The 12,008-nt window shown below is 68.6% G+C and carries 9 protein-coding genes and 1 pseudogene; 4 read left to right on the top strand and 6 right to left on the bottom strand.

Features of this window, described 5'->3' with window-relative positions; all coding sequences use genetic code 11:
• Positions 1 to 10 precede the first annotated feature (10 nt).
• Positions 11 to 819 (bottom strand): IS5 family transposase gene (locus KUF83_RS35075; RefSeq protein ID WP_217457892.1). Its coding sequence is split into 2 segments (ribosomal slippage): positions 11 to 480 and positions 480 to 819, totalling 810 coding nucleotides; the frame shifts between segments, so codons are not numbered across the junction.
• Positions 820 to 946: 127 nt separating this feature from the next.
• Here KUF83_RS35075 and KUF83_RS35080 point away from each other — a divergent pair.
• Positions 947 to 1,480, top strand: coding sequence for a GNAT family N-acetyltransferase (locus tag KUF83_RS35080; protein WP_217459079.1), 534 nt, complete (start codon positions 947 to 949; stop codon positions 1,478 to 1,480).
• A gap of 14 nt (positions 1,481 to 1,494) precedes the next feature.
• On the opposite strand, the pseudogene KUF83_RS35085 reads toward KUF83_RS35080, so the two are convergent.
• Positions 1,495 to 1,743 (bottom strand): annotated as a pseudogene (locus KUF83_RS35085) (ATP-binding cassette domain-containing protein); the annotation flags it as partial.
• Positions 1,744 to 1,872: 129 nt separating this feature from the next.
• On the opposite strand from KUF83_RS35085, the gene KUF83_RS35090 reads away from it, so the two are divergent.
• Positions 1,873 to 2,676, top strand: coding sequence for an MBL fold metallo-hydrolase (locus KUF83_RS35090; RefSeq protein WP_217459080.1), 804 nt, complete (start codon positions 1,873 to 1,875; stop codon positions 2,674 to 2,676).
• A gap of 151 nt (positions 2,677 to 2,827) precedes the next feature.
• Here the strand turns inward: KUF83_RS35090 and KUF83_RS35095 are convergent, their stop codons facing one another.
• From KUF83_RS35095 to KUF83_RS35110, 4 genes are all read right to left on the bottom strand, one after another.
• The gene (locus KUF83_RS35095; protein WP_217459081.1) at positions 2,828 to 4,258 is read right to left on the bottom strand and encodes a family 43 glycosylhydrolase; all 1,431 of its coding nucleotides are present in this window, start codon (positions 4,256 to 4,258) and stop codon (positions 2,828 to 2,830) included.
• A gap of 227 nt (positions 4,259 to 4,485) precedes the next feature.
• Positions 4,486 to 5,313, bottom strand: coding sequence for a carbohydrate ABC transporter permease (locus KUF83_RS35100; RefSeq protein ID WP_217459082.1), 828 nt, complete (start codon positions 5,311 to 5,313; stop codon positions 4,486 to 4,488).
• Positions 5,310 to 6,242 (bottom strand): carbohydrate ABC transporter permease, encoded by a 933-nt coding sequence (locus KUF83_RS35105; RefSeq protein ID WP_217459083.1) that lies wholly within the window; start codon positions 6,240 to 6,242, stop codon positions 5,310 to 5,312. The genes KUF83_RS35100 and KUF83_RS35105 overlap by 4 nt, the downstream gene beginning before the upstream one ends.
• A 67-nt stretch (positions 6,243 to 6,309) precedes the next feature.
• Positions 6,310 to 7,635, bottom strand: coding sequence for an ABC transporter substrate-binding protein (locus KUF83_RS35110; protein ID WP_217459084.1), 1,326 nt, complete (start codon positions 7,633 to 7,635; stop codon positions 6,310 to 6,312).
• A 344-nt stretch (positions 7,636 to 7,979) separates the two neighbouring features.
• On the opposite strand from KUF83_RS35110, the gene KUF83_RS35115 reads away from it, so the two are divergent.
• The gene (locus KUF83_RS35115; RefSeq protein ID WP_217459085.1) at positions 7,980 to 9,017 is read left to right on the top strand and encodes a LacI family DNA-binding transcriptional regulator; all 1,038 of its coding nucleotides are present in this window, start codon (positions 7,980 to 7,982) and stop codon (positions 9,015 to 9,017) included.
• Between the two features lie 165 nt (positions 9,018 to 9,182).
• On the top strand, positions 9,183 to 11,987 hold the full coding sequence (locus KUF83_RS35120; RefSeq protein ID WP_217459086.1) for a family 78 glycoside hydrolase catalytic domain: 2,805 nt from the start codon (positions 9,183 to 9,185) through the stop codon (positions 11,985 to 11,987).
• Positions 11,988 to 12,008: the final 21 nt, after the last annotated feature.

Consider the following 12,008-nt stretch of genomic DNA (forward strand, 5'->3'; position numbering starts at 1 on the left):
ACTGATCGTTTCAGAATGAGATTCGGAGTCGTCTCAAGCAGATGATGCTGCAGGCGAGTTGGAGGAGTCCGAGGTGGAGGTCGGCGCGTATCTCGTAGCGGATCCGGAGTCGCTTGAACTGGTGGAGCCAGGCAAAGGTCCGCTCGACGACCCAGCGGGTCTTCCCCAGCCCGGAGCCGTGAGGGGTGCCTTTCCGGGCGAACTTCGGGGTGATGCCGCGGGCCCGGACAAGACGACGGTACTTGTCGTAGTCGTAGCCGCGGTCGGCGAACAGCCGGCTTGGTCGGTGACGTGGCCGACCTCGAACACCGCGGATGCGGGGTATCGCATCCAGCAGGGGCATCAGCTGAGTGACATCGTGACGATTCCCGCTGGTCAGCGCGACGACCAGCGGGGTGCCGTGCCGGTCGACGATCAAGTGGTGCTTGCTGCCGGGCCGGGCCCGGTCGACCGGCGAAGGTCCGGTGTGAGCCCCCCTTTGAGCGCCCGGACGTGCGAGCCGTCAATCGCAGCGTCGTCCATGTCCAGCAGACCCGCGGCCCGCAGCTCCGCCAGCAGCACCTCATGCAGCTGCGGCCAGACGCCGGCCTCGGTCCAGTCCCGCAGACGCCGCCAGGCCGTCACCCCGCTGCAGCCGACCTGTTCCGCCGGAACGTCCCGCCAGCTCACGCTCTTGCACAGCACGTAGACGATGCCCCGCAGGGCAGCCCGGTCATCTGCAGGCAACCGCCCGGGATACCGGCGCCGCCTGGGCGGACGAGCAGGCAACAACGGGGCCACACGTTCCCACAGGTCATCAGGCACAAGATCAGCAGACACCCAACAAATCGTGCCGACACAACACCCAACTGCCAAGCCCCACAACGAACTTCATTCTGAAATGATCAGTTAGAGGCGCCCAGGAGATCGCCCAGGTGCTGTTCTGACCACCTGTTAGCGTGCGCGGATGGAAGATCTGGGACCTGTGGCCTGGCCGCCTCAGCCGATCAGGACCGAGAGGCTCGTGCTCCGGGAGCCCGAGACCCAGGACCGTGCGGCGTTCATCGAGCTGCTCGCCTCGCCAGAGGTGCACCTCTACCTCGGCGGCCCCCGGCCGCGTGACGAGCTTGAGCGGGAGATGTCCGGGGCGCCCGAGCGGTGGCCCGGGAGTTTCGTCGTGGATCTCGACGGGGCGATGATCGGCCAGATCCTGCTCAGGAGAACACCGGGGCACCACCGCCCGGCCGCCGCGGGAAAAGCCGATCTCGGCTACCTGTTCCTGCCGCGGGTGTGGGGATTCGGGTACGCCGCCGAGGCGTGCGCCGCGGCACTCGGCTGGCTCGCCGACACGCTTCCCGGCGAACCGGTGGTGCTCACCACCCAGACCGCCAACGTCGGCTCGATGCGTCTCGCGGCGAAGCTGGGGTTCACTGAGGTGGAGCGGTTCGAGGCCTGGGGCGCCGAGCAGTGGCTCGGCATGTGGTCCTTCTCAGAGGGCTAGAGCCAGCCCTTTTTCCGCGCGATCCCCACTGCCTCCGCCGGACTGCCGCCGAACACCCGCACCCAGCCGCTGTCCACGTGCTTCAGGCCGAGCAGCAGGTCGAGCGTGGTCGACTTGCCGGCGCCGTTCGGCCCCAGCAGGGCCACGGTCTCCCCCGGGTGCAGGGCGAGTGTGAGTCCGTCCACGGCCCGTACGCTCCCGTAGGCCTTGGTCACCTGGTCGAACCCGACCACCGTGTCGGTGGCCGTCGCAGTGGTTGTCATGGGAATCAGGGTGGCCCGGGGCGGGTGCCGTCCGGCAGTGTCGGCAGTCGTGTCTCCTGGATGACAGATGTCATGTCGGGGGCGGCAACGGATCCCAGGGGCACGCTGGGCTGTCTGGAGGAGAACCACGTGAGGGTCACCGTGCTCGGCGGCTGCGGTGCCTGGCCGACCGCCGACCAGGCCTGCAGCGGCTATCTCGTCGAGGACTCCGGCTACCGGCTCCTCCTCGATCCGGGATACGCCGCCTTCCCCCGGCTGCTCGACCACATCACCGCGGAGGAGGTCGACGCGGTCCTGGTGACCCATGGCCATCCCGACCACTGTGCCGACCTGAACCCCCTGCTCCGGGCCCGCGCGCTCATCGGCTCCCCGCCGCCCGCGCTTCCCGTGTACGCCCCGGAAGGCGCCCTCGACGCCGTCCTCGCGCTGGACCGGCCGGGCATGCTGGCGCCCGCGCTGGACCGTCGCGACTTCGTCCCGGGCGAGCGCCTCACGATCGGCCCGTTCGCCGTCGAGACGGTCGCCCTCCCCCACCATGTGCCCAACGCCGGTCTGCGAGTGACCGCGGGCAGAAGCGTCCTCGCGTACACCGGCGACACGGGCCCGAGCCACGAGATCGCCCGGCTGGCACTGCACGCGGACGTCTTCCTGTCGGAGGCGACGTATCCGTACGAGGTACCCGCCGAGGACGCGGCATCCCTGCTCACCGCGCGACTGGCGGGGCGGTACGCCACCGAGGCCGGAGTCGCGCGGCTGCTGCTCACCCACCTGTGGCCCGGGACGGACCCCGAGGGGGCCCTGCAGGCGGCCGCGGAGACGTACCGGGGCCCGATCGCCGTCGCCACGACCGGGCTCGTGGTGGAGACGAGTGAGCGGGAGACCGGTTCTGATCCGCCCGGTCCGAGTGGTTCGCCGCACGCTTCGGGGCGCTGACGAATCACCCACCAGATTCTGGTCGCGACTCCCCGGCTCCGTCGACGCCACCGCCCGAGGTGGCGCCGGCGTGGAACGGCGAAGACCCGGGCGGCCAGGGGTGACTCGGCCGCCCGGGTTCCTCACCTGCCCGGTGAGGACATGCGCTCCCTCAGACGAGCATCCACTGCTGGTTCGCTCCGGAGGTGCACGTCGACTGGTCCAGGGCCGCGCCGTTGGCGGTGGACCCTCCGGCGATCTGCAGGCACTTGCCGCTGTTGACGTTGGTGTACGTGAGGTAGGCGCCGATCACCGCTGTCCTCTTCCACAGCTGGTGCGAGGCCCCGGTGCACGTCGACTGGACTGCGGCCGCCCCGTTGGCCGTGGAGGCGCCGGAGATCTGGAGGCACTTGCCACTGTTGACGTTGACCAGCTGGTAGTTGGAGCCGACGGCGGTGGGCTTCCACTGCTGGTTGGTCCCGGAGTTGCAGTTGCCGGAGTTCACCGACGCTCCGTCAGCCGTACTGGCCGACCAGACGTCCGCGCACTTGTCGGCGTTCAGGTTCCACAGATGGTTGTTCGGTGCCCCGAGCGGACCGGAGAGTACGGGCCACCCGTTGGCGAAGGTCATCTGACGGATGTCGAGCGTTTCCCGGCCGGCGTTGTCGGCGTCGTAGTAGTGGTAGGCGAGGTACTTCGACGAGCCGTCGTCGTAGGCGTCGGCACCTCCGGCGGCCACCCTGGGGCGTGCGCCCTTGAGGACGGTGGTCCCGCCGTTCGAGAGCATGTTCGTGCCGTTCTGGTCGAGATACGGTCCCGTGATGCTCGTGGACCGTCCGACCACCGTGTAGTAGTTGCTGTCGGTTCCGGCACAGCACGTGCCCTTGGAGCCGAAGAGGTAGTAGAAACCGCCGTTGAGGACGATCGTCGGGTTCTCGATGCCGACGGCGAGGTGCCAGAGGTTGTGGTCGGTGGTGGACAGCTTGCCGGTGGACTGGTCCAGGACGTGCATGTAGGTGCCGGGGCCGGTGAAGGAACCCCAGGAGAGGTACAGGCGGCCGTCCGGCCCCCAGTCGACGTTGGGGTCGATCGGGTAGTTGACGTCCGTGACCATGCCCTGGTCGGTCCAGGGGCCCTCGATGTTCGTGGCGGTGGCCAGGCCCATCACGGCGTACGAGGTACCCCAGCGGGAACCGGCGTAGTAGAGGTGGTACTTGCCGTTGAACTGCTTGATCTCCGGGGCCCAGATGTTCGGCGGGGTCGAGCCCAGCTTCTGGGTGATCCAGGACGGGGTCGAGCCCCAGACGTTGCCGACCTTCGTCCAGCCGGATGCCGCGGTGCCGCCGCACGTCTTGCGGATCGTGATGGATCCGCTGGGGTTGAGCGGGTCGTTCTCGAACCCGGTGGAGAAGCCGTAGTAGCAGCTCCCCACCTTGATGAGGCTCGGGTCATGCATACGCACGTCACCGCTCAGGGCCTGGGCGGGAGAGGCGGTGACCATGCCGAGGACGGTCAGGAAGGCCACGAGGACAGCCCCGAGGGCGGACCGGCCGCGTCTCACGCGTATCCCGGGACGCGGCCCCGGGTGGTCTTCGACGCGCATACGAGACTCCTTTGTGTCGCTGTTGACGGGCGGGAATTGGTCCCCGACGCGGGCGTCGGCCGTTCCGGGCTGCGCGGCGTTTCCATGTCCGCGCCCCACCGGGGAGGGGATGGGGCGCGGACATCCACCGGACCAGCGGTTCTGCTGGATCGCGGCGTCGGGGACGTGTGGGGCGGCTTTTCCGTCCGCCTCGCACGGCTGGGGATCGAAGCCTGGCGGTCGGGCTGCTAGCCCTTGACCGCGCCGGCGGTCATCCCGGCCACGATCTGCCGGTTGAAGAACAGGAACATGATCAGCGGCGGGATCGTGATGAGCAGGATGTCCATGAAGAGCAGGTTGTAGCTGGTGCTGTACTGGCTCTGGAAGTTGAACAGGGTCAGCTGGACGGTGGCGTTCTGCTCGCCGGGCAGGAAGTACAGCGGGTTGGTGAAGTCGTTGAATACGGTTACCGACTGCACGACGATCACTGTCACGATCACCGACCGCAGCACCGGGAAGATGACCCGGAAGAACAGCCGCAGCGGTGACGCTCCGTCGATGACGGCGGCCTCGTCGAGCTCGCGCGGGATGGTGGCGATGAACGCGCGGAACAGCAGGATGGAGAAGGACAGGCCGAAGGCGATCTCGACGAGGATCAGCCCGGGCAGAGTGCCGAACAGTCCGGCCTTCTGCAGGACCCAGATCGTCGGTACGACCGCCGGCGGGATGATCAGCCCGGCCAGGACGAGGAAGTTGATCAACCCCGTCCAGCGGGTGACCCGCCGCTGCAGGACGAAGGCGACCATCGCGCCGAGGACGACCATGACCGTCACGCTGGCGACGGTCAGGATCACGCTGTTGATGAACGCGATGACGAGGATGTAGTCCCGCGCCTGGACGACCTCGACGAAGTTGTCGACCATGCGGAAGTGGCGCGGCCAGGAGAAGTCGAGCTGCGCGGCCTGCTGCGGATCCTTCACAGCGGTGAGCACGATGAACGCGAACGGAACGACGAACACGACGACGCTGACAGCGACCGACAGGACGCCGAGCCAGGTACGGGTGGGGTTCTTCACCGCTCCACCTCCTTGCTCGCCAGGAAGCGGGACAACGGGACGATGATCGCCGTGACGACAAGGAAGAGGACGACGTTCCCGGCGGTCGACAGGCCGTAGAAGCCTGCCTGGTACTGCTTGTAGATCACGGAGGCGACCACGTCGGAGCTGAAGCCGGGGCCACCGCGCGTCATGGCCCAGATGAGGTCGAAGGACCGCAGGCCGCCGATGAGCGACAGGATGATGACCGTCGAGGTGGCCGGCCAGCTCAGCGGCAGAATGACGCTGCGGAACTGTTGCCAGGGACCCGCGCCGTCGATCCTCGCCGCCTCGTAGTAGTCCTGCGGGATGGACACGATGCCGGCGATGTAGATGACGGTCGCCAGACCGACACCCTTCCAGACGTCGACGAACGCCACCGAGAACAGCGCCAGCGACGGGTCCGTCAGCCAGCCCGGACCGTCGATGCCGACCGCCGCCAGGGCCTTGTTGATCGCACCGGTCGAAGGGTCCATGAAGGCGGTGAAGGTGATGCCGACACCCACGGTGCTCACCAGCACCGGGAAGAACACCACCGAGCGCAGATAGCTGCGGGCGCGGATCTGGCTGGTCAGCAGGATGCCCAGGAGGAGGCCGAGGACCACTTTGAGGCCCGAGGTGACGACCGCGTAGAGGAACGTGTTGACGAAGCCCTTGACGAGGGCGGGCTCCTGGAAGAACTCGGTGAAGTTGTCCAGCCCGATGAAGGTCGACTTGAAGATCGTCCACCTGGTCAGGCTGAAATAGAACGACGCGAACGTCGGAACGAGGAACAGAACCCCGTAGATCACCGCCGCCGGCAGGTAGAACCAGGTGGGATAAGCGCTGTGCGTCTTGGCGGACCGACGCGTTCTGGCCGCCGCCTTCGGCTTTTCGGCCGTCGGTGGCCTGGTCGGTGCAACTGTGGTCATCGGTCGACCTCTCTCGGGCGTCTCCCCGCGCCCCTTCCCGGAGGCGGGGAGACGCTGACGTGCGTTCCTACCAGCCCGACAGGCCGAGCTGCTGAGCCTGCTTCTTGACGTCCTTGTCGTACAGGGCCGCTCCGGCCTCGGCCCCTGTGATGCCGGATCCGACCTGGACGCAGATCTGTTCGAGGCTCGGGCCCTTCACCGGGGACAGGAACTCCAGCGCGGGGCTCTGGGCGTCGTCGGTGAAGTACGCCGCGACGTCCTTGGTGATCGTGGGAACGTCCGACGGCAGGGTGCAGCCCTCGACCAGGTACGGGCCGGTCGGCGTCGACGCCTTGGCCTGGGAGGTGCAGCCGGCCGGGCTCGCGGTGAACGCGAGGAACTTCTTGACCGCGGCGAGCTTGTCCCCGGTGGTGCTCTTCGGGACGTAGAAGGCGTTCGGGAACCACGCCGTCATGCCGTTCGCGGATTCCTCGTCCCCGGGCAGGGCGAAGAAGCCGATGTCGTTGAGCTCGTCCGGGTTGCTCGTTTTGATCGCGCCGATGACGGTGGAGAGCATCGGGTACTGGGCGCCCTTGCCGGTGGCCAGCATCTTCAGGCCCTTGACGAGCGTGGCCGACGCGTAGTCGGAGTTCTGCAGCTTCAGGTCGTGGATCTGCTGCAGGTGCTCGAAGCCCTTGCCGGCGTTCTCGTCGGTGGCGAACTTCGCCTTGTTGGCGGTGAAGTCCTGCGCGAAGCCCGGTTCCTCGGCGGACACGTTGTGGAAGTCGCCCAGGACGAGCAGCTGGGAGGTCCAGGTGTCCTGGTAGGTCTGGATGACCGGGGCGATGCCCTCGGCCTTGATCTTCTTGCTGTTGGCGATGAAGTCCGCCCAGGTCTTCGGCACCTTCAGACCGAGCTCGGCGTAGACCTTCTTGTTGTAGAGGACACCGCCACCGAGGGCCGAACCGAAGGGCACGCCGTAGGTCTGGCCGCCGACCGTGGCCTGCGGGAGGAAGGACTTGTCGAGGCTCTTGACGAACGAGTCCTTGGTGATCGGCGTAAGGGTCTTCACCGGGTCGATCTGCTGGAACAGCGAACCGGTGTTGTACGAGAAGACATCGGTCATGCTGTCCGTCTGCAGCCGCGTCTTGATGAGGTTGTCGCCCTCTGTGCCGCCGGGGCGTGTCTCCACGCTGACCTTGATCTTCGGGTTCTTGGCCTGGAAGTCCTTGGCCAGCTGCTTGGCGGCCGCGAGGTTGTCGGGCGCGTTGTCGACGAGCAGCTTGATCGTTGTCGCGCTGTCGTCCCCGCTGGACGAGCCGAGAGAGCCCGCGCTGCACGCGCTGAGCAGGAGCGGCACTACGGCGGCCGCGGCTAGAGCTGCTCTTCTCTTGGCGAGAGTGCTTGACCTCATGGACGTTCCTTCGCTCGAGCGGGGTTGAATCGATTCAATTTCGCGGTGACACCTCGGGCGGTGTCCGAGGCAGACAGGTTCCGAAACGCCGCCGCGACAGGCGGACTCACCGACCGGGCAGACAGCCGACCCCGACACGCAGGGACTTGAGCTTCCTGCTCGCGGTCGACTGCCTCCAGACCTCCGGGCGCCCGGGTCACGAGACGGCCGACTCGCTCCGTCTTCGTGTAACGTGCCACACAGATTGGAGTGCAGGGGTCGGAGCCGTCAAGTATCTGCGAGTAACGTTCCCGAAACGCCGTATGGGGTAAAGCGGTGCATGACGATGGAGGCGGGGACCCTCAGTGCGACCAGCAGGCTCGAAGAGAATCACGATCGCCGATGTCGCGCGCAGCGCGGGCGTGTCCACCTCCGCGGTGTCGAAGGTCCTGACCCATGCCTACGGGGTGAGCCCCGCGATGCGCGAGCGGGTACAGGCGGCCATGACCGAGCTGGGCTACCGCCCGCACGCGGCCGCCCGTGGCATGCGGGGCCGCACCTACACGATCGGCGTTCTCCTCGCGGGTATCCGCAACGCCTTCTACGCCGACCTGCTGGACGGCGTGAACGCGGAACTGCGCAACACCGAGTACGCCCTGTTCATCGGGTCCAGCAGCTCCTCCGAGATGGAGGACCAGACCAAGCTCATCCACGCCATGGTGGACCGGCAGATGGACGGCCTGATCCTGATCGCGCCCGCCGTGGCCCGTACGGAGGTGGTCCGTATCGCGGCCGAGGTGCCGACGGTGGTGATCGGCCACCACGACGCCTCCCCCGCGTACGACATCGTGGTCAACCAGGACGGAGCCGGAGTCGACCTGGTCATCGACCACCTGGTGGCCCTCGGACACCGGGACATCGCCCACCTGTCGCATCCGACGGTGCGCGGCAGCCAGTGGGCTCAGCGGCCCGAGCACCATGTCCGGGCCGCCTATCAGGAGGCGATGCTTCGGCACGGCCTGGCGGACCTGGCCCGGGTGGTGAACTCCGGTTACTCGGACGAGGGCGGTTACCTCGGCGCCACGGAACTGCTCACCTCCGCGCGCCCGCCCACCGCGATCTTCGCGGGCGCGGACATCGCCGCGACCGGCGTGTTCCGAGCGGCCGCCGACCTGGGCCTGCGCATCCCCGGCGACCTGTCGCTCGTCGGATACAACAACACCTCGGTGGCCGCCCTCGCGCCGGTCAGCCTGACCAGCGTCGACCAGGCGGGCGCCATGATGGGCGAGACCGCCGCCCGGCTGCTGCTGGAACGGATCGAGAAGCGGCGCGACCGTGCGGTCGTCATGGCGTCGACACCGCACCTGGTGACGCGCTCCAGTACGGCGCCGGCACGCGCCTGAAGCCGCCCGCGCTCCGGCGCCGGACGCGGCTGAAGCACCCTTGAGGCGAACGGCTCCCCGTGAGCCGGATGTGCCGGATTTCCCTCTTCCTCTTGACGCGGCAGGTGTCTTCGCTCCACGGTTGATTCGTTTTAAACGTGGAACGTTCCACAGCAAGGAGCCGGCATGAGTCTTGAGCGTCCCGAACCTGACACCGCGGTGGTGTCGCTCCGTTTCGAGCATCGCGAGGACGCACTCGGCGTCGGCACCCCGCAACCGCGCCTGTCCTGGCAGGTGCGCTCCGACGACCCCGCCTGGCGGCAGACCGCGTACGAGGTCGAGCTGGAGTGCGGTGCGACGGCACGGGTCATGTCGGCCGAACAGGTGCTGGTGCCATGGCCGTTCCCACCCCTGACCTCGCGCAGCAGGGCGCGCGTCCGCGTCCGGGTGGCGTCCGGGACGCGCTGGAGCGACTGGAGCGCCCCCGCCACCGTGGAGACAGGACTGCTGCGCCCCGCCGACTGGACCGCCCGCTTCATCAGCCCGCGCCGGCACGGCGCCCTCGACGCGCCCGCCCCGGAACTCGTACGAAAGGTCCGGCTGCGAGCGGACGTGCTCTCGGCCCGCCTGTACGCCACCGCTCACGGTGTCTACACCGCGTCCCTGAACGGCGCCCGGGTCGGCGACGAAATCCTCGCCCCCGGCTGGACCAGCTACCGCCACCGACTGCGCTACCAGACCCACGATGTCACCGCACTGCTGAGGAAGGGCGAGAACACCCTCTCGGTCGTACTCGGCAACGGTTGGTACCGCGGGCATCTCGGCTGGTGGGGCGCCCGTGCCCTGTACGGCGACCGGCTGGCCCTGCTCGCGCAGTTGGAGGTCCGCTATGCCGACGGCTCGGCAGAGGTGTTCGGCACCGACGGACAGTGGCGGGCCCGGGACACCGGAATCGTCACGGACGACCTCTACAAGGGGCAGCGCACCGATCTGCGGTTCGCCCCGGAAGAGGCCGACGGCCCTGTGGACGTGCTCTCGGACCAGGAGGCGGATTTGACGCGGCTCGTGACCCCGGAAGGGCCGCCCGTACGCGCCACCGAGATACTGCCGGCCCTGAAGGTCTGGCAGTCACCGTCCGGCCGTACCCTCGTCGACTTCGGGCAGAACCTCGTCGGCTGGGTCCGGCTGCGGCTGCGCGACACCACAGCGGGCACGGAGGTCACCGTCCGGCACGCGGAGGTGCTGGAGAACGACGAACTGTGTACCCGCCCCCTGCGCACGGCCGACGCCACGGACACCTACCTGCTGGCCGAAGCCGAGGAGGCCGTCCTCGAACCCTCACAGACGTTCCACGGGTTCCGGTACGCCGAGGTCACCGGAGTACCGGATCTCGCGGTCGAGGACCTGCACGCCGTGGTCGTCGGCAGCGACCTGCGCCGCACGGGCTGGTTCTCCTGCTCGGACCCGGATCTCGAGCAGTTCCACGAGAACGTCGTACGGGGAACGCGCGGCAACTTCCTGGATGTCCCCACGGACTGCCCGCAGCGGGACGAACGCCTCGGCTGGACCGGCGACATCCAGGTCTTCTCCCCCACAGCCGCCTTCCTCTTCGACACGGCCGGCTTCCTGTCCTCCTGGCTCGCCGACCTAGCCGCCGAACAGCACACCGACGGCGCGGTTCCCTGGGTCATCCCCGACGTCCTGGACGACGCGGCCCCCACCGCGGCGGCCTGGGGCGACGCGGCACCGGTGGTGCCCTGGGTGCTGTACGAGCGCTACGCCGACCGGGACGTCCTCCAGCGGCAGTTCGAGAGCGCCCGCGCATGGGTCGACAAGGCTGCTTCCCTGACCACCGACGGCGTATGGGCGGGCGGCTTCCAGTTCGGTGACTGGCTCGACCCGAGTGCCCCGCCGGACGACCCGTTCGCCGCCCGCACTCCCACGGACGTCGTCGCCACCGCCTGCCTGGCCCGGTGTGCCGACGTCGTCGCCCGCACCGCGGAAGTACTGGACCGCACCGAGGAATCCGTACGGTACGCCGCGCTCGCCGAGCGGACCCGCGAGGCGTTCGCCCGCACGTTCGTCACCCCGGCGGGCCGGATTCTGGGTGACTCGCCGACCGCGTACGCCATGGCCCTGCAATGGGATCTGCTGGCCTCTCCGCATCTTCGCGCGGTGGCCGGGGACAGACTCGCCGACCTCGTGCGGACGAGCGGTTTCAGGATCGCCACCGGATTCGTCGGCACCCCGCTGATGACCGACGCCCTCACCTCCGCCGGCCACCCCGACCTCGCCCATCGGCTCCTCCTGGAGAAGGGCTGCCCCTCGTGGCTGTATCCGGTGACCATGGGCGCCACCACGGTCTGGGAGCGCTGGGACAGCATGCTGCCCGACGGGACGGTCAATCCCGGCCAGATGACCTCCTTCAACCACTACGCGCTCGGAGCGGTCGCCGACTGGATGCACCGGACCGTGGCGGGGCTGGCTCCCGCCGCACCCGGCTACCGGGAGATCACCGTACGTCCGCTGCCGCACCGGTCCCTGACCCACGCCACGGCCGTGCACCTCACTCCCTACGGCGAGGCCTCGGTCAGCTGGCGGCGCGAGGACGGCCTCTTCCACCTGAGGGTGTGCGTCCCCACCGGGGCCCGGGCCACCGTCCACCTGCCCGGTCCCGGGCAGCCCTCCGTGACCGTGACTCACGGCACGCACACCTGGACCACCGACGATCCCTGCCCCGCCCCGGCCCCGTCCGAGGTGATGACCGTGCGGGACCTGATGGACGAGCCCGGCCTCTGGGGACGCACGGTCACTGCCCTCACCCGGAACGGTCCGGGTGACGACTCGGCACAACTGGCCCGACGGCTGGCCCCCTTCCTGGACCTGCCGGCCGGCCGACTGCCCGCGCTGCTGAACAGGGTCCTCTTCGAGGACGGCGGTGCCGACGCCGGCATCGAGCTCAGGACCTTGCTCAGCCGCACAGCGGACTGACATCCACCGCGTACATCGTGC

Origin of the sequence: Streptomyces sp. BV286 (genome assembly GCF_019090165.1) — a bacterium.
In the GTDB taxonomy this organism is placed as follows: domain Bacteria; phylum Actinomycetota; class Actinomycetes; order Streptomycetales; family Streptomycetaceae; genus Streptomyces.

Coding starts and splice junctions, on each gene's coding strand:
- KUF83_RS35080 (WP_217459079.1), top strand. CDS start 947: ATGGAAGATCTGGGACCTGTGGCCTGGCCGCCTCAGCCGATCAGGACC.
- KUF83_RS35095 (WP_217459081.1), bottom strand. CDS start 4,258: ATGCGCGTCGAAGACCACCCGGGGCCGCGTCCCGGGATACGCGTGAGA.
- KUF83_RS35105 (WP_217459083.1), bottom strand. CDS start 6,242: ATGACCACAGTTGCACCGACCAGGCCACCGACGGCCGAAAAGCCGAAG.
- KUF83_RS35110 (WP_217459084.1), bottom strand. CDS start 7,635: ATGAGGTCAAGCACTCTCGCCAAGAGAAGAGCAGCTCTAGCCGCGGCC.
- KUF83_RS35120 (WP_217459086.1), top strand. CDS start 9,183: ATGAGTCTTGAGCGTCCCGAACCTGACACCGCGGTGGTGTCGCTCCGT.